The following is a 23,958-nucleotide window of genomic DNA, read 5'->3' as shown; positions in this document are numbered from 1 at the left end:
CGGCGCCGATTACGGCGCCGACGCTCAGAGTAAGGAACCCACAGCATGCGCATGAGCACCAGCATGATGTACCAACAGAACATGAACGGCATCACGGGCAACCAGTCGCTGTTCATGAAGGCCGCCGAGCAGCTTTCCTCGGGCAAGCGGGTGATCAACCCGTCCGACGATCCGCTGGCGGCGTCGCGCGCGGTGATGTTGTCGCAGTCGCAGGCGGAAAACAGCCAATACACGCTGGCGCGCACTTTCGCTCGCCAAAGCGTGTCGATGGAAGAAACTGTCTTGGCCGGCGCAACGTCCACCATCGCGGGCATGAAGGCGCTGATCGTCAGCGCCGGCGGCACCGAAAGCGATAACGACCGTCAGTCGCTGGCCACCCAGCTGCAGGGGCTGAAAGATCAACTGCTGAACCAGGCCAACAGCACCGACGGCAACGGCCGCTATATGTTCGGCGGATATGTGAACGACAAGGCGCCGTTCGTCGATAACGGCGGCACCGTCAGCTATCAGGGCGGCGACAAGACGGTTCAGCAGAAAGTGGACGCCAACCGCACCATGACCATCGGCCATACCGGCAACGCGGTGTTCATGTCGTTGACCAGCAATCCCAAGCCCGAGCCTGACGGCAGCGCGCCGGTCAGCAATGTGTTCGAGAGTATCGATATCGCGCTGAACGCGTTGAAAACCCCGCTGCAGGGCGCCGATGAGGCCACCAGGCAGCAGGTGAACGATGCGCTGGCGAAAGCCAACCGCGGCCTGGACAACTCTTACAACAACGTGCTGAGTGTGCGCGCCGAGCTGGGTAGCCAGCTGCAGGAAATGGATCAGCTGGACAGCATCGGCAAAGAGCGCGACATGACCAACCAGGTCCAGATGAGCGCGTTGACGGATGCCGATCTGGCCGAGTCTATTTCGTCTTACTTTATGCAGCAGGCGGCGCTGCAGGCGTCGTATAAAACCTTCAGCGATATGCAGGGCATGTCGCTGTTCCAGATGAATCGTTAAGAGCAATACCCCGTTGCCTGACCGCGACGGGTTTCCCTTTAGTGCGCTTAGAAAATACCCTCTCCGCCCCGCGGGGAGGGAGGCTTCTTGAAACCGGGCGCACTCGTTTGGCGCGTCGCTTGTTCTCCCACTACTGACTGAGCGACGCGCCTTTTTTTGTCTGCGTGTTCCCATTCACCTTAAGCGTCAGCGGAAAGGCACGCCGCGATCGTTGCCGGATCCTTTAGTGCATTGACTGCCTATGTTGACAAAGGCTGAGGCCGCCGCAGTGCCAATCGCACTGCCGTTACGGCTGGTCAGTGCGCCAGCCATGGCAATGGCACCGGTAACCACAGCGCCGGTACAAGGATCCTGAAATAGCCCATAGCCTTTCGCCGCCCAATTAGGCTGGAAGCCGTTCGCCTGCGCGCCGTAGGAGCTTCGGCTATAGTCGCGATCTCGGTCGCCGCCGTTATTGCCGTCGCCGGCGCCGCTCATCCGTTGCATTTCTTCTCTGGTCAGTTCTCTCAACATAGGTCGATCTCCTGTTAACGCGACTTCGCGTTATTTTTAGGGTTGTTGTTTTTGATTTGAGGCTTGCGGCTTGCATTGAGCAGCCGCCGTATGGGTTTGCAGATATACTCGGCCAGTTTTAATGACCCGAACAAAGTAAACAGGATGATGACAAACCTATCGACGCCAGGCGGCAGAACAAACAAACCCCATGAAAAGCCCAACGTGTTTAAAATGGTGCTCATGATCAAGAGGGCAATGCCGGAGATAAATAAATCACTCAGCTGAAATTGTATCTTCATATTTACGCCGATTATATTTTGGTGAGATTTGCAGCGTGCTGTCTGCAAGGTCGTTCTCAATATAACGCTGGGGGAATAAGGGGCAAAATCGATTTTTCTTGTCAGCGGATAAATAAGAGGTGTGAGTAAATCAAATTATTAATGCATTATCTCTAAATTTAGCGTGGCAGCGAGGGCGACGTGCTGCATTATTTCATTCCTGACAATGAAATGCACAGGATGTCGACATGGCTTGCCGACGGGTGATCAATGCCTGTTACGGCAGGAGCCGGGTTGCCGTCCCGGTGCAGCGTCGAATGGCGTAGCAGAGGCCGGATACGGGCGCAACCCGGAGTGTTTTGCTAAAAACCGTACGGTATTATTTCTTTTTCTTCACCACTTTCCATTTTCCGCCGTCGGCCGTCTCGGTAAAAGAAACTCTAAACTTGTTGCTTTTCCAGTGGGTCAAACCGAATAACCGGCGTGCCTTGCGGTTGCTTTTCGCCTTAATCATGATCTCGCTCCTGTGGTTAGCAAAGGTCGATGCTGCGCCCTGCAGCCGGCAGGCGCCGGACGCATTTATTCAGGGTGTCAGTTATCTGCCGCGCATTTAACAATGCGTGACTGAGTTGTTTTTATTTTTTACTCGAGATAAACGTATTTTATCGCCGCGGAAAATCAAGGAGGTGCAAGGCGATATTTTTTTGTTACCGGGTCTATTCTAGGTCGGGGTTTTATTTATTCAAGCCGCCGGAGACATTTGAACCTTAATCCGGATAAAAGACGTTTCTCAGGCTTTTGTTCCAGGAAAGCGTTTTTATTGCCATTTTGTCTCAGAGGGAAGCGGGAGGGAAAGAAGGGGCGGAGCAGGGATTCAGAAGGTCATGCCGCCGATCACCGCCGCCAGCCGATCGAAGATTTCACCGAACAGATGTTCGCAGAACGGCGCCAGCATCGGCATCATCATGCCCAGCGTCATGATGCCGAAGGTCATGGTGACCGGGAAACCGATCACGAAGACCGACAGCTGCGGCGTCATGCGGTTGAGCAAGCCGAGCGCCATGTTCAGCGTCAACAGCAGGCAGATCAGCGGCAGCGCCAGCATCATGCCGTTGATGAAGATTAGCGAGCCGACCTGGGTCAGTACCAGGAAGCCGTTGCCGTTCAGCGGCTGCGTTTGGACAGGCAGGGTGTGGAAGCTGTCTGCCAGCAGCGAAATCAGCCACAGATGGCCGTCGAAGCTGAGGAACAGCAGCATCGCCAGCAGGTTGAGCAGGCGCGCCAGCACCGGCATGTTCGGGCCGCCGCTGGGATCGAAGAAGGTGGCGAACGACAGGCCCATCTGCATGCCGATCACTTCGCCCGCCAGGCGCACCGCCGCGAAGGCGAACTGCATGGTCAATCCCAGCGCCACGCCGATCAGAATCTGTTGAATCGCCAGCCACAGGCCGGCGGCGGAGAAGATCGGGATATTGCTGGCGGGCAGCGTCGGCGCGATCAGGATGACGATCAGCCCGCCAAGGCCGATTTTGACCTTTTTGCTGATTTGCTTTTCGCTGAATACCGGCGCGGTGCTTATCAGCGCCAGAATGCGCAGCAGCGGCCAAAAATAGTGGCTGAGCCAAACGGTGAGCTGCGCGCTGTCGAAGGTGAGCACGGTTAGCCGATCAGGGTGGGCAGGTTGCTGAACAGGGTGCGCATGTAGTCCAGCAGCAGGTTCAACATCCAAGGGCCGGCGATGATGATGGTGGCCACCACCGCCAGAATTTTGGGGATGAACGACAGCGTCATTTCGTTGATTTGGGTGGCGGCCTGCAGCAGGCTGACCACCAGGCCGCTGATCAGCGCCGCCAGCAGCAGCGGGGCGGCCAGCGCCAGCGCCACTTTCATCGCTTCGGTGCCGAGCGCCATAACCGATTCAGGTGTCATCTCGCGTTCTCCGGTCGGGGGTTACGAATAGAAACTCTGCGCCAGCGAGCCGAGCAGCAGCTGCCAGCCATCGACCAGCACGAACAGCATCAGCTTGAACGGCAGCGAGATGGTGGCCGGCGGCACCATCATCATCCCCAGCGCCATCAGCACGCTGGCGACCACCAGGTCGATAATCAGGAACGGAATGAACACCGTAAAGCCGATCTGGAAGGCGGTTTTCAGTTCGCTGGTGACGTAGGCGGGCAGCAGGATGCGCATCGGCACCGCCTCCGGGCCGGCCAGCGGTGGCTGATTGGCCAGCCTGGCGTACAGCGCCAGATCGGTTTCGCGCGTTTGGCGCAGCATGAATTCGCGCAGCGGCTGCGCGCCTTTATCCAGCGCGACCTCCAACCCGATCTTGTCCTGGCTGAACGGCAGGTAGGCATCCTGATAGACCTTGTCGAACACCGGCGACATGATGAAGAAAGTCAGGAACAGCGCCAGCCCCAGCATCACCTGGTTCGGCGGCGCCGACGGGGTGCCCAGCGCGTTGCGCAGCAGCCCGAGCACGATGATGATGCGGGTGAAGCTGGTCATCATCAGCAGCATGGCGGGCAGGAAGGTCAGCGAGGTCAACAGCACCAGCGTCTGCACCGGCAGCGACCAGCTTTGGCCGCCGTTGGCCAGCGGCTGGCTGATCAGCCCCGGCAGTTGCGCCAAAGCCGCCGGGCTGATGAACAGCAGGGCGGCAGGGAGCCAAACCGCCGGACGGCGGACGAGGGTATGAAGAGTTGAGGTCATGCCGATTTTTCCGGGCGTTTCAGAACTTTTTGCATCAGTTGGCGGAAGTCCGCCGGCGTCGCCGCGTCGGCCGCGCCCTCGTCTTTCGGCGGGGCAGGCAGGGTGTGCAGCGGGGTGATCTGCTGGGCGGTGACGCCCAATACCAGCAAGGTGTCGTCGACTTCCACCACCACCACGCGCTCGCGCTGCCCGACCTGGCAACTGGCGCGCAGGTTGAGTAGCTTGTTGTTGCGCGCCTGCGGGGCGAAGCCCAGCCGGCGGAACAGCCAACCGGCCAGCAGGATCAGCAGCAGAATGCCGCCGAGCGCGCTGCTGACCTGCATCAACACCGAACCGGCCGGCAAGGCCGGCGCGGCGGGTGGTTGGCTGCTTTGGACGGTAACGGGCGCCGCGACGGTCATCAGCGGCTCAGTCGACGCATGCGTTCGGACGGGGTGATGATGTCGGTGATGCGCACGCCGAACTTGTCGGCCACCACCACCACTTCACCTTGTGCGATCAGGTAACCGTTGATCAGGATGTCCAGCGGCTCGCCGGCCAGGCCGTCCAGCGCTACCACCGAGCCTTGCGACAGGCGCAGCAGCTCTTTGATGGTCATCTTGGTGCGCCCCAGTTCCACGGTCAGCTTGACCGGAATATCCAGAATCAGGTCGATATCCTGCAGGCTGCCGAGCGCATCCTGAGCTTCCAGCGACTTGAACACCCCTTCGGTGCTCGCGCCGGACTTCTCTGAGGACTGCTGCTCGTTAAACGCATCAGCCCACAGATCGTCTACGGATTCCTTTCCTTCGCCAGACGGTTGCTTAGGATCACTCATTGGGCTGTTCCTCACTCAGAGCATTCAAAATAGGGTTAATCAAATGTTCAACACGCAGGGCATATTGCCCGTTCAACGTGCCGTATTGGCTGGTCAGTACCGGCACGCCGTCCACATGGGCAATCAGGCGTTCCGGCTTGTCTATCGGTAATACATCGCCCGGCTGCAGCTTCAGGACTTTGGACAGCCGCATCGGGATATCGACGAAGTTGGCGATAAGCTCCAGTTCGGAGTGCTGCACCTGCTTCACCAGCGTTTCGCGCCAATGGCTGTCTTCCTGCCGCGAGTTTTCCAACGGCGGGTTGGTCAACAGCTCGCGCAGCGGCTCAATCATGGCGAACGGAATGCAGATGTTGAACTCGCCGGTCAGCGCGCCGATCTCCACCTGGAACGGCGTGGTGACCACGATATCGTTCGGCGAAGTGGTGATGTTGGTGAACTTCACCTGCATTTCGGCGCGTACGTACTCCACGTCGATCTTGTAGATGGCGCTCCAGGCGTCGCCGTAGGCGTCCAGCGCCAGGCGCAGCATGCGCTTGATCACCCGCTGTTCGGTCGGGGTGAACTCGCGGCCTTCGACCTTGGTCGGGAAGCGGCCGTCGCCGCCGAACAGGTTATCGACGGCGATGAACACCAGGCTCGGCGCGAACACGAACAGGGCGGTGCCGCGCAGCGGGTTCAGATGCACCAGGTTCAGGTTGGTCGGCACCGGCAGGTTGCGGGCGAACTCGTGATACGGCTGGATTTTGATCGGGCCGACGGTAATGTCCGGGCTGCGGCGCAGCAGGTTGAACAACCCCATGCGGAACTGCCGGGCAAAACGTTCGTTGATGATTTCCAGCGCGTGCAGACGCTCGCGCACCACGCGGCGCTGGGTGGTCGGATCGTAAGGCTTGACCTCGCTCTCTTTGCCGACTATCGCTTCGGGTTCATCACCCGCGCTGTCGCCGTTGAGCAAGGCGTCGATCTCTGCCTGTGAAAGAATGCTGTCGCCCATAGTGATTACCGCAGTATGAAGGCGGTGAACAGCACATCGCTGACCACCTGCTTCGGTTGTCCCTTAACCAGCGGCGGGCTGAGCACGTCCTTAATCTGCGCCACCAACCGTTGCTTCCCTTGTTCATTGGCCAGCTGGCTCGCTTCCTGACGGGAGAGCAGCATCAGCAGACGGCTGCGCACTTCCGGCAGAAAATCGTTCAGCTGACGGCGGGTACTTTCGTCCGGCAGACGCAGCGTGAGGCCGATGTACAGCACGCGATCCGGGTTGTTGTCCGGCGTCACCAGGTTGACGGTAAAGGTGTCGAGCGGCATGAACACCGGCGCGGCCGGCGGTTGCTGTTTGGCGGCGGCCGGTTCGGCGCCGTTTTTATGCTGTTGCAGCAGCCACCAGCTGTAGCCCGCGGCGCCACAGGCGACGACGCTGATCAACACCAGCAGGATGACCAGAAGGGAGCGTTTCGGTGCTGCGGGAAGGGTGTTCTGAGACATAGCCAAATCTAATTCCTGTTGTTCCACCCGCGGCCGGCGAGGCGGCGGGCATAGCGCGCGGCAAAGCCGCACGCATGACATGTAAAGGTATTATCGCGTCTATTGCGGCGTGCAATAGCCTGAATAGACGCGGAAATGGGTGCCAGCTTGGGCGTTTGCGGCGGCTCAGGCGAAAATATCGACGCCGTTGACCGCACTGGCCATGCGCTGCAGCGCCACCGGTGCGCTGATGCCCTCGGCGGCCGCAGCGTCACCGCCATGATGTTCCGCATAGCTGGCACGCCCCTGGCCGTTGGAAGCCTGCTGCTGTGCCTGTTGCTGCCATTGCGGCGTGGACTCGCCGCCCACGCTGCTTTGCCCCAGGTTGATGCCGCTCTCCGCCAGCGCGTGACGCAGCTGCGGCATCGCCGCTTCCACCGCCGCACGCACCTGGCCGTGAGCGGAGGCGATGTGCAGCTGCGCCTGCTGATCGTCCAGCTTTAGCGTGATCTGCAGGGCGCCCAGTTCCTGCGGGTGCAGGCGCAGCTCGGCGCTCTGCTGGCCGTTGCGGTGGAACATCAGCACCTGTTGGCTCAACGCCTGCTGCCACTCCGGGCTGCCCAGCTGCGCGTTGAGCTGCGGCACAGGCGGCGCGGTCACCAGTGCGCTGGCCGGGGCGGCGGTTTGCGTCGGGCTGGCGGCGGCCAGGGCGACGGCGTGATTGAGCGGCGGCTGCTGTGGCGTATCGCCCGCCTGTAGCGGTTGTGCGGTGCTTGCGCGTTCGCCGTTGGTCGGTTGCGGGAGCGCCGCCGAGGCATTGTCGCCGTCGGCGGCAGGCGTTTTCGCGCCCGTCGGCGACGGAGCAGGGGATGCCGATGAATGTGTGGCGGTTTTATCACCGGCCGCCGCGATGTTCAGCAGGCCGTTGCCGGGCTGCAGCGCAGTCGCCTCGTCAGCGCTTTCCACCGGCAGCGAGCGTTGGCCTTCGGCTGGCTGAGTCTGGGCGACGATCGCGGCCGGCAGCATGGCGTACAGCGCCTGCAGCGTAGCGGCATCCAGCTCTTTGGCGGCGGCGATCGGCGGCTGCGCCGGTTTGTCGCCGGCGGCGGGCGCTTCGCCCTCGGCGCCCTCAGGCGAAAGCGCGTCGGCTGAGGGCGTCTGGCCCGGCAGCAGGCCGCCGCGCTCGCCGAAGGTGGCCAGCAGTTGATTGAGCTGGTTGCGGCTCAGGGCCGGGGCGCGTTCTTCGTCCGCGCTCAACGCGACCGGCGGTTGTTTGCCGTCGGCGGCGGGCGCGAAACGGGCGCCGAGCAACTGGGCGAAAGCGGACGACAGCTGGCTTTCATCCAGCGCCGAGGTCAGTTCGGCCAGGCCGCCGGCGTCGCCGGGTAAGGCCAGGCCGGGCAGGGCGTTCAGATTCATGGGTTGATATTCCTTTGTGCACTGCGTTGAGCGAACTCATCCATCAGTTTTTGATCCCGTTTGTTCTCCTGCTGCTGCTCCGCCGTCAGAGCGCGGGTATGCAGGGTCTCGAAAGCGTTCAGCCGCTGTTGTTTGTCTTGCCATTGCTTCACCGCATGATCCACTTTCTGCCCCCACTGCAGCAGCTGCTGGCGGTGCTGGTCGATGGCCTGTTCCAGCGTGCCGATAAACTGCTGGTAGTTTTGCCAGCGTGAGCTGTCCATGCCGTCGCAGAGCGTATGATTCAGCTTCTGGCGGTATTCGTCCTGATAGTTGAGCAGCATCGACAGCTGTTGCTCCGCCGCCTGCTGCGCCTGCCGTACCTGGCCCAGCTGTTGCGCGGCCTGTTCCACCGCATCCTGCGCCAGATCGCGCAGGGTAATCAGGGGTGACTGTGATTTCATCGCTGTGCGCCTCTGGTGACGTTAAACAATCAACTGCTGCAGCTGTTGACAGGCTTCATCGTAGCCGCTGCGTTCAAAGATGCCCTGTTGCAGGTAGGCTTCCATCTGCGGATACAGCGTCATCGCTTTGTCCAGCAACGGATCGCTGCCCGCCGCGTAGGCGCCGACGCTGATCAGGTCGCGGTTGCGCTGATAGCTGGCCAGCATCTGTTTGAAGGTGCGCACCCGGCGGTAATGCTCTTCGTCGATCAGCGACGTCATGGCGCGGCTGATTGACGCTTCGATGTCGATCGCCGGGTAGTGACCGGCTTCCGCCAGGCGCCGGGACAGCACCACGTGGCCATCGAGGATGGCGCGCGCCGAGTCAGCTATCGGGTCTTGCTGATCGTCCCCTTCGGTCAACACGGTGTAGAAGGCGGTGATGGAACCGCCGCCGCTGATGCCGTTGCCCGCGCGTTCCACCAGCGCAGGCAGCTTGGCGAAGACCGACGGCGGATAGCCTTTGGTCGCCGGCGGCTCGCCGATGGCCAGGGCGATCTCACGCTGCGCCATGGCGTAGCGGGTGAGGGAGTCCATGATCAGCAACACATGCTGCCCGCGATCGCGGAAATCCTCGGCGATGCGGGTGGCGTAGGCCGCCCCCTGCATGCGCAGCAGCGGCGAGACGTCCGCCGGCGCGGCGATCACCACCGATCGCGCCCGGCCTTCGGCGCCGAGAATGTTCTCGATAAAGTCTTTGACCTCGCGGCCACGTTCGCCGATCAGGCCAACGACGATCACATCCGCCTGGGTATAACGGGCCATCATGCCGAGCAGCACGCTCTTGCCGACGCCGGAGCCGGCGAACAGGCCCATGCGCTGGCCGCGGCCGACGGTCAGCAGGCCGTTGATGGTGCGCACCCCCACGTCCAGCACCTGCTCGATCGGCGTGCGCTGCAAGGGGTTGAACGGCGCGGTGATCAGCGGCGCGCGGTAACCGGTTTCCGGTGAAGGCAGGCCGTCGAGCGGTTTGGCGCTGCCGTCCAGCACCCGCCCCAACAGGGCCGGGCCGAGCGGCAGCTGTTTGCCGGCGCTTTGGCCTTCCGGCGCGATGCGGGCGTAAACCCGCGCGCCCGGCACGATGCCTTCCACCTCTTCCAGCGGCATCAGGAACAGCCGCTGGCCGTTGAAGCCGACCACTTCGCTTTCCACTTCCTGCACCTCACCGGCGTCGTGCCGTTCGATGAGGCAGGTCGCGCCGAGCGGCAGCTGCAGGCCGGTGGCTTCCAACACCAATCCGGTGGCGCGGGTCAGGCGGCCGTAGCGGCGCACCATCGGCGCGCGCGCGATGCGTTTTTCCAGCGTATCCAGAGAGCTCAGCCAGCGGCCGAGACGCGCGGTCATCAGACTTCTCCCGGTGCCGCCAGGCGGCACAATTCATGCCAGCGCGTCGCCAGGCTGGCGTCGAGATCGCCTTCCTCGGCGCTGACCTTGCAGCCGCCCGGATGCAGTTCGCCGTCCGCCAGCAGGCGCCAGCCGTGCAGGCTGAGGGTGACCCCCAGCTGCTGCTCGACGCGCGAGTAGTCGTCCGGGTGTACCCGCAGCTGCGGCTTGCCGTTGAACATCGGTTCCTGCTGAATCAGCTGTTGGATCTGCGCCAGCAGGGCGGTGCCGTCGCATACCGGCGGCTGGCCCAGCACCTGCTTGGCGGCGGTCAGCGCCAGCTGCATCAGCCGCGAAGCGATCACGCTGTCGAGCGCGTCCAGCGTGTGCTGGAATTCGGTGACCAGCTGCTGCCAGTGGGCGGTCAGCGGCTGTTGCTGCTGTTGCGCTTCCAGCAGCCCTTGCTGGCGGCCTTCCTCCAGTCCGGACTGAAAACCGGCCTCATAGCCTTTTTGCTGGCCGTCGGTATAGCCCAACTGTTGGCCCTGTTGCTCCGCCTGCAGGCGCAGCGTCGCCAACTGCTGTTGCAATTCGGCCTGTGCGTCCGGCGACGGATCGTCAAGTTCGAGATCCGGCAACTGCGGCAGTTCGATCGCCGGTTTCTGTTCGCCCAGATCGTTGAGCGACCAGGGCTGCCAGGGCAGGGTGTTAATGCGATCAGACATAGGTGTCCTCGCCGCCGCCGATGATCATTTCGCCGCTTTCCGCCAGGCGTCTCACCACCAGCAGGATGGCTTTCTGCTCGTTCTCCACCTGCGACATGCGCACCGGCCCACGGTTGGCCAGATCGTCGCGCAGGATGTCGGCGGCGCGTTGCGACATGTTCTTGAGGAACTTCTCGCGCAGCGGCTGCTCGGCGCCTTTCAAGGCGATCAGCAGCGACTCGCCTTCCACTTCCTGCAGCAGGCGTTGGATACTGCGATCGTCGACTTCCACCAGGTTTTCGAACAGGAACATCTCGTCGATGATCTTCTGCGCCAGCTCGCCGTCGTATTCGCGCATCGCGTCGATGACCGCTTCTTCCTGCTGGGTTTTCATCAGGTTGATGATCTCGGCGGCGGTGCGCACCCCGCCCATTTTGCTGCGTTTGAGGTTCTGGCCGTCGAGCAGGTTGTTCAGCACTTCGGTCAGCTCCGCCAGCGCCGCCGGCTGCACGCCGCCGAAGGTGGCGATACGCAGCATCACGTCGTTGCGCAGGCGTTCGTCGAACAGGGCCAGGATATCCGCCGCCTGGCCGCGTTTGAGGTGCACCAGGATAGTGGCGATGATCTGCGGGTGTTCGTCGCGGATCAGATCGGCGGCGCTCTGCGGCTCCATAAAGTTGAGCGTTTCCATGCCGGTGGTGGTCTCGCGCGATTCGAGAATGTCTTCCAGCAGGCTGGCGGCGCGCTCTTCGCCCAGCGCCTTGACCAGCACCGAACGCAGGTAGTCGCTGGCGTTGACGCTCAGCGCCGCGTATTGCTCGGCGTCGTCTTCGAACTCGGTCAGTATTTCGCCGAGCTGTTTGTGTGAAACCTGGCTCATGCCGGCCATGGTGCCGCTCAGCAGCTGTACTTCCCGCGAGGAGAGGTGTTTGAACACCTCCGCCGCGCGATCTTCACCCAGCGTCATCAGCAGGATGGCGCTTTTGTCGGTTCCGGTCAGGCTCATATCTCGTTACTCATCCATTGGCGGATTACCAGAGCGACCACGCGTGGGTCTTTGTCAGCCAGATCGCGGATCCGCTGGCTCTGGACTTCTGCGCTGACGCGCTGCTGCGATTTACGACGCTGCGCCAGCTCCTCGTTGCTCGGTTTGCTGCTGTCGACCGCTTTGGCGGCAGGGGCGTTGGCGGCGGCGACGGCGGCCTGTTGCGCCGCCTGGCGCTGTTGCAGCTGCGGCCGCACCAGTTTGCGCCACAGCAGCCAGGCCACCAGCAGCACCAGCAGATAGCGGCCCGCGTCGATCAGGCGATCGATAAACGACTGGCTTTGCCAGAACGGCAGTTCGCCACCGGTCACCTGAGTGTCGGTAAACGGCGTGTTGACCACGTTCAGGGTGTCGCCACGGCTGCTGGAGTAGCCCATCGCTTCACGCACCAGCGCTTCGATCTGCGCCAGCTGCTCTTTGCTCATCGGCTGCGGTTTGCCGTCTTTATCGGTGCCCAGATAGTTGACCACCACGGCGACCGACAGACGCTGCACGGTGCCGGCTTTTTGCTGGGTGTGACGAATGGTGCGGTCGAGCTCGTAGTTGGTGGTCGCGTCGCGACGGGTATTTTGCGGCACGCCGTTGGCCGCCGCGCTGCGGGTGGTCGCGGCGTTTTGCGCGGTCGCGTTGGCATTGTTGCCTGCGGCGGTGGCCGGCTTGGCGGTCTCAATCGGCGCGGTGGCCGGCGCGCTCGGCTGATTGGACAGCGCGCCCGGCACGCCGCCCACCTGTGGCCCGCCGATCTGCTCGCTCAGGCTGGTTTGCTGAGAGCGGATAGCGGCTTTGTCCGGCTGCTGGTTCGGCTGGTACTGTTCATCGGTTTGTTCGCGAGTGGCGAAGTCGATCTGTGCCGTGACCTGCGCACGCACGTTGGCGCTGCCGACCACCGGGGCAAGGATCGCTTCAATGCGGCGCTGGAAGCCGTTTTCGACTTCGTTGGCGTATTTCAGCTGCGAGGCGTTGAGATCGCGCCCGGTGCCGTCGGACTGCGTCAGCAGGCGCCCGGCCTGATCGACCACGGTCACGTTGCCCGGCGGCAGGCCGGCGACGCTGCTCGACACCATATAAACGATGGCGTTGATCTGGCCGTCGTCCAGCGCACGGCCGGGTTGCAGGGTCAGCGTCACCGACGCGGAAGGGGATTTCTGTTCGCGCACGAACAGCGAAGGTTTAGGCAGCGCCAGGTGAACGCGGGCGTTTTGCACCGGCCCCAGCGATTCGATAGTGCGCGACAGCTCGCCCTCAAGGGCGCGCTGATAGTTGATCTGTTCGCTGAATTGGCTGATGCCGAATTTTTCCTGATCCAGCAGTTCGAAGCCGACGGCGCCGCCCTTCGGCAGCCCTTGCTGCGCGAGGCGCAGGCGGGTTTCATGCACCTTTTCCGCCGGGATCAGCAGCGCCGCGCCATTCTCGGCGAAGCGGTAAGGGATATTCATCTGCGTCAGCTGGGTGACGATGGCGCCACCGTCGCGGTCGTTCAGATTGCTGTACAGCACGCGGTAGTCAGGGCTTTTCACCCACAACAGCAGCGCGACAACGATGGCGATCGCGGCGGAGGCGGCGACCAGCAACGGAATTTTCGGGTTGGCGCGCAGACGATTCCAGATGGCCTGCAGGCCGTTGTCGCGGCTTTCGCCGGCGGTTATCGAAGCACTCATTTTAGGTCTCGTCCTTCAATGGCGCTCACGATCCCGTATGGGCCGCTGAGCAGCTCCCTGCCAGGCTGATGAACGGTATGGTTAGCGTTGTGTGACAAAACAGACTCCCTGATACACATATCTTCTAAATAGCGGCGCTCCCATTTCTGGGCAGGCCATTATTCGCCTTATCAGACGATTCCGATTGCCCGATAAGCCGGGTTTTTTGCAGTTAATTAGCCGCTTTAGGTCTGAAAACGCTGTGCTAGGGTGTGCATCATTGGAGAAGTGCAGGGTGAAACGTCACCCGGCGTGACGAGATGATTGAGGACCAGATGGCGATTCAGGGCATTGAAGGGGTGCTGCAGCAGATGCAGACCATGGCGGTTCAGGCCGGCAAGATGGGGCAGAATACGGCGCCGCAGGGCGTCAGCTTCGCCAGCGAACTGACTGCGGCGCTCGGCAAGATCAGCGAGACCCAGCAAACGGCGCGCAAGCAGGCGCAGGATTTCGAACTGGGCGTGCCGGGCATCAGCCTGAACGATGTGATGGTCGATCTGCAGAAATCATCGGTCTCGCTGCAGCTGGGCGTGCAGGTGCGCAACAAGCTGGTCGCGGCCTACCAGGACATCATGAATATGCCGGTGTGATGAACGTGCCGGTCATTTTGCAGTGACATTGGGGTCGGCGCTGTTACCCTATAGCGACGGTTAATTATCAGGATAGGATGATGTGCAAATCGCTGTATCTTGCTGTGGGCATTATGGCGCTGTCCGGATGCGCCGGGCAAAACGATGACTATTCATCGGCCCAAAAAAACGCGGCTCATCAGGAAGCCGGCAAGGAATGGAAAGCGTTTGTTGCGCCGCTGTCCGTCAAAACGCAGTCGCCCGGCGAGCGAGAAATGAAACGCGCTGCCCGCCACGATTGAACCCGCGGCTCCGGTAGCATTTCATTATCGCAGGCAAAAAAAACCAGCTATCGGAATAGCTGGCTCAAAGTGCGATAAAACTTTATGTGATGTAGGAGCGTCGACACCTCATCGAGGTGGCGTCGACGTGGTCATCATATTTGTTATGTTATAACAAATCAATGCTACCGTGCGTTTGCTTCAGCCCACCAAGGCCACGATCCGCTGGTGGGCATTCGCCAGCCCCTGAGTGAGGCCGTGCGGTTTCATATCCAGCCCTTCGGCATAGATAAACTGCACCTCGCCGATCCCCATCAGCCCCAGTACCGAGCGCAGGTAGGGCGTCACGGCGTCGGTCGGCTGGCCGGCGTGTACGCCGCCGCGTGAACTGAACACCACTGCATTGACGCCTTCCACCAGCCCGACCGGGTAGGTGGCGGTATAGTTGAACGTCAGCCGGGCGCGGGCCACCAGATCGAACCAGTTTTTCAGCTGGGTCGGGACGTTGAGGTTGTACATCGGCGCGCCGATCAGCAGCTGATCGCTCCCTTTCAGTTCGGCGATCAACCGATCGGAAAGCGCCACCGCCGCTTTGGCGCGTGGGCTGATGTCATCTGCGCCGCGCAGCGCACTGAACAGCTCGCCGTCCAATACCGGCAGATCCAACGCCGTCAGATCGTGTTCGACGATCTGATCTTCATATCCTTTGGCCCGACGTTCCGCCAGATAGCGGTCAATCAGGTTGTTGGTCTGCGAGTCGTTTCCCATAATGCTGGATTTGAGCACCAGTATTTTTTTCATGCTGTTGTCCTCAGACGGTAATTGGCGGTTTCACCGGGCATTCCGGAATGACTGCAGGTTATCATTGCTCGATATTCACCAGTGGTGATAGGTTTTCACTTCATTGATTCCAATTTGGAAGCATTAAGATGAAAAGCGATCTCAGCGCGCTGCCGGCCTTTGTCGCCGTGGCGGAAGGCGGCAGCTTTGCCGCCGCCGCAGAAAAACTGCATCTGACGCGCTCCGCGGTCAGCAAAATCGTGTCGCGGCTCGAGGCGCGGCTTGGCGTGATGTTGTTTATGCGCACCACCCGCAGCCTGAGCCTGACGGATGAAGGGGCGCTGTACTATGAGCACAGTCGGCAGGCGTTGGCGAACGTTCAGGCGGCGGAAAACCAGCTGGACAGCGGCAAGATGCAGGTCAGCGGCCGGCTCAGGATCTCGATGCCGGTGTTGTTCGGCCATCTGTGTATTGCGCCCTTGATGACGGCGCTGGCGAATGAGCATCCGTTACTGTCATTGGAAATTTCGTTCAGTGACCGCAGGATCGATCTGATCGACGAGGGGTTCGATCTGGCGGTTCGCATCGGCGAACTGGCGGACAGCGGCAGTCTGGTTGCCCGACGCCTGGGTGAACACGGCATGCTGCTGTGCGCTTCGCCCGACTACGTGCAGCGCTGCGGCGCACCGACTTCGGTGGAGGCATTAAGCCGGCATCAGGCGGTGGGGTATCTGCACGCCGGCGCCGTGTTGCCCTGGCAACTTCGCGGTGAAAACGGCGAGCTGCGGCCGTTCAGGCCACCGGCCAAGATGATGATGGATGACATGCAGGGGATCGTCGATGCCGTTTCCGCCGGCGCCGGTATTGCCTGGCTGCCGGAGTGGCTGGTACGCGATCGGCTGATGGCCGGGACGCTGGTGGAGATCATGCGCGGTGAGTCCAGCCTCAGTTTTCCGGTGAATGCAGTGTGGCCCTATATGCCTTACCAACCGCTCAAAGTGCGGCTGGCGGTGGACAAACTGGTGGCGGAGCTGCCGGGAAAATTGGCGCTTGCTGCGCCGCTCCGGTAATGGCCGGCGCGACAGCCGACAGGAAATGGGCGTTAATGTACCGAATAGAGGGACGAAAACGGCGCTGTCAGGCTTATTGGGTGCGCAGGCAGCCGTTTATTATGGCCTGATTAGTAGGGTTATTATTCGAGGCAGGTCAATGAGCACTAAAAGCGAATCCAGATGGCGTCTGATCAGTATTTTATTGCTGACGGTACTCGTCGTGTTAATTGGCGTTCTGGTTAAACTGGACTGAAGTCTGGCCAGGCGATAAAAAGCCTGGCCGTTTTATTGTGCGGTAAGCAAACGCACCCTCTCTTCTTCATACGGCAATACCAACAGCCACAGCACCAACTAACGTGATTGGCAGAGAAAAAATAATCGCTTTTCATTACGCATCATTTAATTCGCTCTTCGGCGGATCGACGTTGCGTTGCATGTCGCAGCATTGTGACAATCGTTAGGGACCTGTGCCAAATAAAACCATTTTGTTACGCGTCTATTTAGGTTTCTCCGGTGGCCATCGTTTCGACTCCCTGGGAGGTTGGCTCCATAATCCTTTGGTGACCGCGAATGGCGGTCGGGGCGAAACCGAAGCGTTTGCGAAAACGTTCGGCGAAACGTGACGCGCTTTCATAGCCGACATGTTGCGCGATGGCGGAAATCGGCCAGTCGGTCGACTGCAGCAGGGCCAGTGCGCTACTCATGCGCACGTCGATCATCAGGTTGCGCAACGCGGTATTTTCCATCGACAGTTTGCGGCGCAACATCACTTCGCTCATCGACAGGCTTTCCGCCACTTTGGCCGCCGTCCAAATGCTGTGCGGATCGGTTGCCAGGCAGCGACGCACACGTTGGGTGAGGTCTTTGGCTTCGTTGTGGATGAAGCGAATGCCGAACTGGGCCAGCCACAGCAGAATTTCCAGCATTTTGTGCCGCACGATGATGGTGGGAAACCGCTGCCGGAGCGCCAGCGCCAGGCTGGTGGTCTCAAAACTGTGCTTCAGGGCGCAGGGCAGGCTGCGCAGCGCCAGGACGGCATCAAACGGCATCGGCGCCGGCGCGTCCTCGGCCGGAGGCTGAACGGTGAGCAGCAGTGGGTCGCAGGTCAGCAACTGGCAACTGAAAACGCCTTCTTCGGATGGGCCGTTAATAATATCCACCGTTTGCCCCCCGTCGATTATCAACAGCTCGCCGGCATGAGCCACCACCTCGCGTTGTTGCCAGCGTACGCGCTTATGGCCCTGTTGTATCAGATACAGATGTGGTTGCTCAAAATAGACTGAAGGGAATAATAATTCAGTATGCTGAATGATGTGCGCTGAGGCGCCAATTCCTGGACAGAGATTAATTGTACGTTCCATCGATATTCATTTCGCAGCCATTATCTGAGAATATCTTTACGCTTTGATCCGCGTTGGAGCAACATTTTTCCATGGGCCGTGAAACACAGCGGCGTGTTTTATCTATCAAAAATCAATTTCCTGCTGAACAGAAAACGTCCGTGTCGGGATAATGTTTATCCATTAAAGTGAGAGCCAGGCTCGAAGCGCGCATTTTACCAATTACCCATAAACTGAATAATTCAAATGCCATAGATTAATATCCTAACGTAACCCGAGAGTAATAGCGCATAGTGCTATTTAATCCATTTTCGTCAGTATTGTCGATCTTATCGGACCTGTGGCTCCCCCAGCAACAGCGCACGGTCATGAAACTGGCCGTAGGTATTGTTGACCACGTTCTGGCGCGTGGACTGTTCGATCAGCATTTTCAGCTCATCCATGCGCTGCTGTAACAGACGTTTGAGCTCGGTTTCGTTGTCGAGGATCTGTTGCAGCTTATTGCGCAGCATCTCCTGCAACGCCATTGACGGGCCGGCTTGCCCGGTAAAGGCGGCGGTTTTTTCCACCGCCGTTACGTAAGCGAATTCGAGCTCGACGAGCTCCTCCCAGCGCCCGGTTTGCGCCAGCGCGATCATCTGGCTGCTCAGGCTGTAAATTTGTTGATAAGCGGCTAACAGCTGCTGTTGACGTTCCATTACACGGCGTCCTGCGAAGGTTGGTAGTTGGGGCCAATCTGGCGCCAGGCATCGGCGATGTTTTCCAGCAGTTTGACCACTTCGGCGATCGCCGCTTCGTCGTTGTTCAGGTTGGCCTGCATCAGACGCCGCTTCATATAGTCGTACAACGCCGCCAGGTTTTCGGCGATTTCGCCGCCCTGTTGAGGGTCCAGGCCGCCTTTCAGGCCGTTGTCGATGATGTTGATGGCTTTGGACAGCGCCATACCTTTGCCGGCGATATCGCCCTGGTTCATCAGGATGCGTGCGCGAAGCAGGGCGCTGAGCGCCCCGTCGAACAACATCACGATTAACTGGTGCGGGCTGGCGCTCATGGCGCCGCTTTCCAGACTGACCTGTGCATAGGCCTGAGTGCCGCTTCTGTTATACATGTTGTTTCTTTTACCTTGTTAAAGGGTTACTTGAACTGTTGAGCCAAATAGTTACTGGTGCCGTTCATTTTCGACATCATGGTATCCAGCTGAACGAACTGTTGTTTATAACGATCGATGGTGTTCTGAATGCTGGCGGTGACCGTGGTGATCTGGCTGTTCAGGCGATCGAGGTTGGTGTTGATGCTTTTGGTCGAGTTCTCGATGATGCCGCCGGATTTGATGTAGTTCTGGATCTCGTTGTGGATCTCGGTGGCCATGCCGGTGTCTTTGCCGTTACCGACGAAGAAGTTGCTGACTTGATCCGGCTTCTCATCCATCGCTTTCTTCAGCTTGGCGCTGTCGATTTCCAGCTTGCCGGTTTTGGTGTTGGTGGAAATGCCGAGGTTGCCCAGGCCTTTTAACTCCGGGTTGTCCTGGGCTGCGCTCAGGGCGCTTTTGATCGACGACTGAACGCCGCGCAGGGTGTTGTCGCCCAGCAGCGGGCCGTTGGTTGGGTTTGGCGCTTCGCCGGTTTTCACCGGGGTGAACTTGGACAGCGAGTTGAAGGTGTCCAGCAGCGAGTTATAGCTGTCGACCCACTCTTTGATCTTGTCGGTGGTGCCGGCGGTGTTGGTGCTGATCACCAGGTGTTGCGGTTCATCGGTTTTGGTTTTGGTTTTCAGATCGATGGTGACGCCCTGCAGGGCATCGCTAATCGAGTTGGTGCTGCGTTTGATGGCCGTGCCGTTCACCATCAGCTCCGCGTCCTGTGGTGCGACCGTCTGCTTCATGGCGGTGGTGGTGCCGCGGGTGGCGTTGTAGTTCAGGATATCGCCCAGTTTGTCGTCATTGTCGACCTGGAGGGAGATCTTGTTGTTTTCGCCGGTGGTGGAAGAGCTGATCGCCAGCTGGTAGTCGTTGTCGCCGACGCGCATGATGCTGGCGGTGACGCCGGCCTTGGCGCCGTTGATGGCGTCGCGCATCTCAACCAGCGAGGTTTGATCGTCGCTCAGCGGGATTTTGGTGGCTTTCGGCGGGTTGCCGGCGGTGATGGTCAGGGAACGGTCGGTGGCGCCTTCGGTGCCTAACTTGGCGCCCTGGTCGCTGACTTTCGCCTGCGTGGTCAGGGTTTGCGCCTGCGCCAGGTTCTTCACTTCCACCACATAGTTGCCCGGCACCGCCTTGGCGTTGGTGGTGATCTTGAAGGCGTCATGTTCGGTAGCGGTGGTGGCCTTGAAGAAGTCCTCTTTCGCCATCTCTTTGCTGAGGTTGTCGAACTTTTCCAACGCGCCCTTCAGCGTGCCGTAACCGGTCAACTGGGCTTTATAGCTGGATTGTTTGGTGGTGTAAGGGGTCAGGCGCTGTTGTTCCGCTTTGGTCAGCTTGTCCAGCAGGCCATTGAGGTCGAGTCCTGAGCCGAGACCTAATGAACTGATCGTTGCCATGGGTAATTCTCCTTGATTATGACTTTATTCGCTTTACGCGTTATCGGCCCAGTGATGAAAAAGTTTACCGAAAAAAACAAAAAACCGATGGCGCAATAGAAGAGGGAAAAACCGCGTTATTTCCGCCATTGCGGAGGACGCAAAAAAAATTAAAAAAATTCTAAAGGTTGTTAGGGGAGGGCCGATACCTGAGGGGACGGTGGTTGACGCCGTGGGCAAACAAGCCCGAACCTTTTAACCGTGTTGCGAAGAACGCAACTGACTCGTAAGGAAAGCAAACAATGGCACAAGTAATCAACACTAACAGCCTGTCGCTGATGGCGCAGAACAACCTGAACAAATCTCAGTCTTCTCTGGGCACTGCGATTGAGCGTCTGTCTTCCGGTCTGCGTATCAACAGCGCGAAAGACGATGCTGCGGGTCAGGCTATCTCCAACCGTTTCACTGCAAACATCAAAGGCCTGACTCAGGCTTCCCGTAACGCCAACGACGGTATCTCTCTGGCGCAGACCACTGAAGGCGCACTGAACGAAGTTAACGACAACCTGCAGAACATCCGTCGTCTGACCGTACAGGCGCAGAACGGTTCTAACTCCACCAGCGACCTGAAATCCATCCAGGACGAAATCACTCAGCGTCTGTCTGAAATCAACCGTATCTCCGAGCAGACTGACTTCAACGGCGTGAAAGTGCTGAGCAGCGATCAGAAACTGACCATCCAGGTTGGCGCTAACGACGGTGAAACCATCGATATCGACCTGAAAAAAATCGACGCTAAGCAACTGGGTCTGGATACCTTCAACGTGACCGACAAAGGTCCATCTGTTGGTGCAGCCGTGGCTAACGGTACCGTAATTAAAGCTGACAGCGGCGCGGACGTGACTTATGACTCTGCTAAATCCACTCTGGCTGCAGGCAAAGAACTGGTTGCTGGCAAAGACAAAGATGGCAACGCGGTTAACTACGTTCAGACTACTGATAAAGACGGCGTAAAAACCTACAAAGAAGCAAAAATCACTGATGCTGGCGTTGTAACCGAAGGCGCTGACGTTACCATCAAAAACCCACTGGATACCCTGGACAAAGCGCTGGCACAGGTTGACGGCCTGCGTTCTTCCCTGGGTGCGGTACAGAACCGTTTCGATTCTGTTATCAACAACCTGAACAGCACCGTAAACAACCTGGCCGCTTCTCAGTCCCGTATCCAGGATGCTGACTACGCGACCGAAGTGTCCAACATGAGCCGTGCCAACATCCTGCAACAGGCTGGCACCTCTGTTCTGGCACAGGCTAACCAGTCTACTCAGAACGTTCTGTCCCTGCTGCGTTAATCGTCTCTCCCGATTAACTGTCGCAAAGAAACCCCGCTTCGGCGGGGTTTTTTTATGCTCGCGCACCGCGCGGTTATTACATGGCGCAAATAAAGCCCGTTTTGTGCGACTGTTCAGCCGATTGGCATTCTGCCCCCTACGCATAATAGCGCTGACTCTCTTATCCGCAGGTTTAAGACATAGTGAGCGATCTGTATACCGCCGAAGGCGTGATGGACAAAAATTCTCTCTGGCTGCGCTACGTGCCGTTAGTGCGCCACGAGGCGTTGCGCCTGCAGGTCAGGCTGCCCGCCAGCGTGGAGCTTGACGACCTGTTGCAGGCCGGGGGAATCGGGCTACTGAACGCCGTTGAGCGTTATGACGCCCTACAGGGAACCGCCTTTACCACCTATGCGGTGCAGCGCATTCGCGGCGCGATGCTCGACGAGCTGCGCAGCCGCGACTGGGTGCCGCGCAGCGTGCGGCGCCATGCGCGCGAGGTCGCGCAGGTGATGCGGCAGCTGGAACAGCGTTACGGCCGCCCGGCGAGCGAGACGGAAGTGGCGCAGACGCTGAATATCTCGCTGGATGAGTACCGTCAAATTCTGTTGGACACCAATAACAGCCAGCTTTTCTCCTACGACGAATGGCGCGAGGAGCATGGCGAGAACGCGGAACCGATGCTGGAAGGGCATGAAGAGGCCAACCCGCTGCATCACCTGTTGGAAGGCAGCCTGCGCCAGCGAGTGATCGACGCCATCGAGGCGTTGCCGGAGCGCGAAAAAATGGTGCTGACGCTGTATTACCAGGAAGAGTTGAATCTCAAGGAGATCGGCGCCGTGCTGGACGTCGGGGAATCCCGCGTCAGCCAACTGCACAGTCAGGCGATCAAGCGCCTGCGCGCGCGGCTGGCGAACGATACCTGACGGCGGCCCGCCGCCTCTCAACTCGATGACTCATGCGACAATCGGACTGCCCCTTATGCCAGGAATACTGTTGAAGAAACGGCCGCTTAGCCGTTACCTGAAAGATTACAAACACAGCCAGACGCATTGCTCCCAGTGCGGTAAGCTGTTGGACCGCATGGCGCTGGTGTTTCGCGGCAAAATCATCAATAAAGAAGCCATCGCGCGCATGGATCAGCCGATCGACGATGCGGTCTGGCAAAACGTGCAGCATGAGCTGACCGCACTGTGCCGCTTTTGCAGCGAGATTTCCTGCAACAGCCACCCGAGCTATTTCGACATCATGGCGTTCAAGCAATATTTGTTCGAACAGACCGAGATGAGCCACAGCACCATTCGCGAGTACGTGGTGCGGCTGCGCCGGCTGGATGAAATGCTGGTGGCGCGCAATTACCCGGCGGACAAATTCGCCAACTGCGCCAGCCATCAGCGCATCATTGACGATCTGCCTAGCGCGGCGCACAACAACTACCGCATTGCGCTGCGCAAATACGATCAGTATCTCGCCTGGCAGCGCAGCTACTGAGACTTTCCCCGGCCGCTGGCCGGGATCTGCGGCTCCCCCCGTGATAAAGGATGATTATTCAGTTCACATCTGCTAAATCTATCGGTTATTAGATGTCGATATTCGATTCCCTGGGGGGAAGTAGTGAACCTGCAACAACAACTGGCGCAATTTCCGCGTCTGGATCTGGTTGGCGCCGCCACACCGCTCGAAAAACTGTCCCGTCTCTCCGATTACCTCGGCCGTGAAATTTACCTCAAACGTGACGATGTCACCCCTATGGCGATGGGCGGCAACAAGCTGAGAAAGCTGGAGTTTTTGGCCGCAGATGCGCTGCGTCAAGGCGCCGATACGCTGGTCACCGCCGGCGCTATTCAATCCAACCATGTGCGCCAGACGGCGGCGGTGGCGGCGAAACTGGGCCTGCACTGCGTCGCGCTGCTGGAAAATCCCATCGATACCCGTGCGGAAAACTACCTGACCAACGGCAACCGCCTGTTGCTCGGCCTGTTCAACGCCGAGGTGGTGATGTGCGAAGCACTGCACGATCCGCAGCAGCAGTTGGCGGAACTGGCGACGCGCCTCGAGGCGCAGGGCTTCCGGCCTTACGTGGTGCCGGTGGGCGGCTCCAATGCCCTGGGCGCGTTGGGATACGTGCAGTGCGCATTGGAAATCGCCGAACAGAGCCAACGCAGCAACGTGGCGTTCAGTTCGGTGGTGGTGGCGTCCGGCAGCGCCGGCACCCATGCCGGGCTGGCGGTGGGGCTGCAACAGCTGCTGCCCGAAACCGAGTTGATCGGCGTGACGGTCTCGCGCACCGTGATCGATCAGCTGCCGAAGGTGGAGCAGATCCAGAAAGCCCTGGCCTGTTCGCTGAATATCGACGAACTGGCGCCGATCGCGCTGTGGGACGATTACTTCGCGCCGCAGTACGGCATGCCGAACGAAGAGGGCATGGCGGCGGTGCAGCTGCTGGCGCAGCAAGAAGGCGTGTTGCTGGATCCGGTATACACCGGCAAAGCGATGGCCGGTTTGATCGACGGCATCGCCCAGCGGCGTTTCCGCGACGAAGGGCCTATCCTGTTCGTTCACACCGGCGGTGCGCCGGCGCTGTTCGCCTACCATCCGCAGGTGTAAATACCGCTTGTTATTCCATTTTGAACTATATTTATAAGGT

The 23,958-nt window shown here is 59.7% G+C and carries 29 protein-coding genes; 8 read left to right on the top strand and 21 right to left on the bottom strand.

Annotated features, from left to right (window positions below; translation table 11 throughout):
* Nucleotides 1-45 precede the first annotated feature (45 nt).
* Nucleotides 46-1,005: a flagellar hook-associated protein FlgL gene (gene flgL, locus ACK3CV_RS15340; protein WP_164140871.1), complete on the top strand. Its 960-nt coding sequence runs from the start codon at nt 46-48 to the stop codon at nt 1,003-1,005.
* A 186-nt stretch (nt 1,006-1,191) separates the two neighbouring features.
* On the opposite strand, the gene ACK3CV_RS15335 is transcribed toward flgL, so the two are convergent.
* The 16 genes from ACK3CV_RS15335 to fliF form a co-directional block, all read right to left on the bottom strand.
* A complete protein-coding gene (locus ACK3CV_RS15335; protein ID WP_164037580.1) occupies nt 1,192-1,518 on the bottom strand; it encodes a hypothetical protein in 327 nt (108 codons plus the stop codon).
* Between the two features lie 14 nt (nt 1,519-1,532).
* Entirely contained in the window at nt 1,533-1,799 is a 267-nt protein-coding gene (locus ACK3CV_RS15330; RefSeq protein ID WP_164037575.1) for a hypothetical protein, read from the bottom strand.
* A 358-nt stretch (nt 1,800-2,157) separates the two neighbouring features.
* The gene (sra, locus tag ACK3CV_RS15325; protein ID WP_086556932.1) at nt 2,158-2,292 is read right to left on the bottom strand and encodes a stationary-phase-induced ribosome-associated protein; all 135 of its coding nucleotides are present in this window, start codon (nt 2,290-2,292) and stop codon (nt 2,158-2,160) included.
* A 360-nt stretch (nt 2,293-2,652) separates the two neighbouring features.
* On the bottom strand, nt 2,653-3,435 hold the full coding sequence (gene fliR / locus ACK3CV_RS15320) for a flagellar biosynthetic protein FliR (protein ID WP_033647774.1): 783 nt from the start codon (nt 3,433-3,435) through the stop codon (nt 2,653-2,655).
* 2 nt (nt 3,436-3,437) lie between these two features.
* Nucleotides 3,438-3,707 (bottom strand): flagellar biosynthesis protein FliQ, encoded by a 270-nt coding sequence (fliQ, locus tag ACK3CV_RS15315; protein ID WP_004934803.1) that lies wholly within the window; start codon nt 3,705-3,707, stop codon nt 3,438-3,440.
* Nucleotides 3,708-3,728: 21 nt separating this feature from the next.
* On the bottom strand, nt 3,729-4,490 hold the full coding sequence (gene fliP, locus ACK3CV_RS15310; protein WP_025303257.1) for a flagellar type III secretion system pore protein FliP: 762 nt from the start codon (nt 4,488-4,490) through the stop codon (nt 3,729-3,731).
* Nucleotides 4,487-4,891: a flagellar biosynthetic protein FliO gene (gene fliO / locus ACK3CV_RS15305; protein ID WP_033647771.1), complete on the bottom strand. Its 405-nt coding sequence runs from the start codon at nt 4,889-4,891 to the stop codon at nt 4,487-4,489. Before fliO ends, fliP begins: the two co-directional genes overlap by 4 nt.
* Nucleotides 4,891-5,307, bottom strand: coding sequence for a flagellar motor switch protein FliN (gene fliN / locus ACK3CV_RS15300; protein ID WP_004934799.1), 417 nt, complete (start codon nt 5,305-5,307; stop codon nt 4,891-4,893). The genes fliO and fliN overlap by 1 nt, the downstream gene beginning before the upstream one ends.
* Nucleotides 5,300-6,304, bottom strand: coding sequence for a flagellar motor switch protein FliM (fliM, locus tag ACK3CV_RS15295; RefSeq protein WP_033634981.1), 1,005 nt, complete (start codon nt 6,302-6,304; stop codon nt 5,300-5,302). Before fliM ends, fliN begins: the two co-directional genes overlap by 8 nt.
* Before the next feature lie 5 nt (nt 6,305-6,309).
* Complete coding sequence (gene fliL, locus ACK3CV_RS15290) at nt 6,310-6,795, bottom strand: flagellar basal body-associated protein FliL (RefSeq protein WP_033634980.1); 486 nt, start codon at nt 6,793-6,795, stop codon at nt 6,310-6,312.
* Nucleotides 6,796-6,960: 165 nt separating this feature from the next.
* Nucleotides 6,961-8,193, bottom strand: a complete 1,233-nt coding sequence (locus ACK3CV_RS15285; protein WP_164140869.1) for a flagellar hook-length control protein FliK — start codon at nt 8,191-8,193, stop codon at nt 6,961-6,963.
* Nucleotides 8,190-8,636 (bottom strand): flagellar export protein FliJ, encoded by a 447-nt coding sequence (gene fliJ / locus ACK3CV_RS15280; RefSeq protein ID WP_033647768.1) that lies wholly within the window; start codon nt 8,634-8,636, stop codon nt 8,190-8,192. Before fliJ ends, ACK3CV_RS15285 begins: the two co-directional genes overlap by 4 nt.
* A 21-nt stretch (nt 8,637-8,657) precedes the next feature.
* Nucleotides 8,658-10,019 carry a flagellar protein export ATPase FliI gene (gene fliI / locus ACK3CV_RS15275; RefSeq protein ID WP_033634977.1) on the bottom strand — a complete coding sequence of 454 codons (1,362 nt, stop codon included), beginning with the start codon at nt 10,017-10,019 and terminating at the stop codon, nt 8,658-8,660.
* Nucleotides 10,019-10,723 (bottom strand): flagellar assembly protein FliH, encoded by a 705-nt coding sequence (gene fliH, locus ACK3CV_RS15270; protein WP_033653642.1) that lies wholly within the window; start codon nt 10,721-10,723, stop codon nt 10,019-10,021. The genes fliI and fliH overlap by 1 nt, the downstream gene beginning before the upstream one ends.
* Complete coding sequence (fliG, locus tag ACK3CV_RS15265; RefSeq protein WP_033634975.1) at nt 10,716-11,708, bottom strand: flagellar motor switch protein FliG; 993 nt, start codon at nt 11,706-11,708, stop codon at nt 10,716-10,718. Before fliG ends, fliH begins: the two co-directional genes overlap by 8 nt.
* Nucleotides 11,705-13,405, bottom strand: coding sequence for a flagellar basal-body MS-ring/collar protein FliF (fliF, locus tag ACK3CV_RS15260; RefSeq protein ID WP_033653643.1), 1,701 nt, complete (start codon nt 13,403-13,405; stop codon nt 11,705-11,707). Before fliF ends, fliG begins: the two co-directional genes overlap by 4 nt.
* Before the next feature lie 314 nt (nt 13,406-13,719).
* Here fliF and fliE point away from each other — a divergent pair, with 314 nt between their 5' ends.
* Both fliE and ACK3CV_RS15250 read left to right on the top strand, forming a co-directional pair.
* Nucleotides 13,720-14,034 carry a flagellar hook-basal body complex protein FliE gene (gene fliE / locus ACK3CV_RS15255; RefSeq protein ID WP_033638515.1) on the top strand — a complete coding sequence of 105 codons (315 nt, stop codon included), beginning with the start codon at nt 13,720-13,722 and terminating at the stop codon, nt 14,032-14,034.
* 80 nt (nt 14,035-14,114) lie between these two features.
* Nucleotides 14,115-14,315, top strand: a complete 201-nt coding sequence (locus ACK3CV_RS15250) for a hypothetical protein (RefSeq protein WP_039565525.1) — start codon at nt 14,115-14,117, stop codon at nt 14,313-14,315.
* A 180-nt stretch (nt 14,316-14,495) separates the two neighbouring features.
* On the opposite strand, the gene ACK3CV_RS15245 is transcribed toward ACK3CV_RS15250, so the two are convergent.
* The gene (locus ACK3CV_RS15245; RefSeq protein WP_164140867.1) at nt 14,496-15,095 is read right to left on the bottom strand and encodes an FMN-dependent NADH-azoreductase; all 600 of its coding nucleotides are present in this window, start codon (nt 15,093-15,095) and stop codon (nt 14,496-14,498) included.
* Nucleotides 15,096-15,223: 128 nt separating this feature from the next.
* On the opposite strand from ACK3CV_RS15245, the gene ACK3CV_RS15240 reads away from it, so the two are divergent.
* Nucleotides 15,224-16,144: a LysR family transcriptional regulator gene (locus tag ACK3CV_RS15240; protein WP_164134347.1), complete on the top strand. Its 921-nt coding sequence runs from the start codon at nt 15,224-15,226 to the stop codon at nt 16,142-16,144.
* Nucleotides 16,145-16,626: 482 nt separating this feature from the next.
* Here ACK3CV_RS15240 and ACK3CV_RS15235 read toward each other — a convergent pair whose 3' ends face one another.
* From ACK3CV_RS15235 to fliD, 4 genes are all read right to left on the bottom strand, one after another.
* Nucleotides 16,627-17,487 (bottom strand): helix-turn-helix transcriptional regulator, encoded by an 861-nt coding sequence (locus ACK3CV_RS15235; RefSeq protein ID WP_033653647.1) that lies wholly within the window; start codon nt 17,485-17,487, stop codon nt 16,627-16,629.
* Between the two features lie 308 nt (nt 17,488-17,795).
* A complete protein-coding gene (fliT, locus tag ACK3CV_RS15230) occupies nt 17,796-18,164 on the bottom strand; it encodes a flagella biosynthesis regulatory protein FliT (RefSeq protein ID WP_004934765.1) in 369 nt (122 codons plus the stop codon).
* Nucleotides 18,164-18,574: a flagellar export chaperone FliS gene (gene fliS / locus ACK3CV_RS15225; protein ID WP_033634970.1), complete on the bottom strand. Its 411-nt coding sequence runs from the start codon at nt 18,572-18,574 to the stop codon at nt 18,164-18,166. The genes fliT and fliS overlap by 1 nt, the downstream gene beginning before the upstream one ends.
* Nucleotides 18,575-18,600: 26 nt before the next feature.
* Nucleotides 18,601-20,001 carry a flagellar filament capping protein FliD gene (gene fliD, locus ACK3CV_RS15220; RefSeq protein ID WP_164037559.1) on the bottom strand — a complete coding sequence of 467 codons (1,401 nt, stop codon included), beginning with the start codon at nt 19,999-20,001 and terminating at the stop codon, nt 18,601-18,603.
* 281 nt (nt 20,002-20,282) lie between these two features.
* Between fliD and ACK3CV_RS15215 the strand changes: the two genes are divergently transcribed.
* The 4 genes from ACK3CV_RS15215 (at nt 20,283) to ACK3CV_RS15200 (ending at nt 23,918) form a co-directional block, all read left to right on the top strand.
* Entirely contained in the window at nt 20,283-21,332 is a 1,050-nt protein-coding gene (locus ACK3CV_RS15215) for a flagellin N-terminal helical domain-containing protein (protein WP_164037557.1), read from the top strand.
* A 182-nt stretch (nt 21,333-21,514) separates the two neighbouring features.
* Nucleotides 21,515-22,237: an RNA polymerase sigma factor FliA gene (locus ACK3CV_RS15210; protein ID WP_004934752.1), complete on the top strand. Its 723-nt coding sequence runs from the start codon at nt 21,515-21,517 to the stop codon at nt 22,235-22,237.
* A 55-nt stretch (nt 22,238-22,292) separates the two neighbouring features.
* Entirely contained in the window at nt 22,293-22,802 is a 510-nt protein-coding gene (gene fliZ / locus ACK3CV_RS15205) for a flagella biosynthesis regulatory protein FliZ (protein WP_033647756.1), read from the top strand.
* A gap of 123 nt (nt 22,803-22,925) precedes the next feature.
* Nucleotides 22,926-23,918, top strand: coding sequence for a D-cysteine desulfhydrase (locus ACK3CV_RS15200; RefSeq protein ID WP_033634966.1), 993 nt, complete (start codon nt 22,926-22,928; stop codon nt 23,916-23,918).
* Nucleotides 23,919-23,958: the final 40 nt, after the last annotated feature.

The organism is Serratia sp. TSO36, from assembly GCF_057808395.1.
Note: the sequence above shows the minus strand (reverse complement) of the source record. Positions and strands in the feature narration are given on the sequence as shown.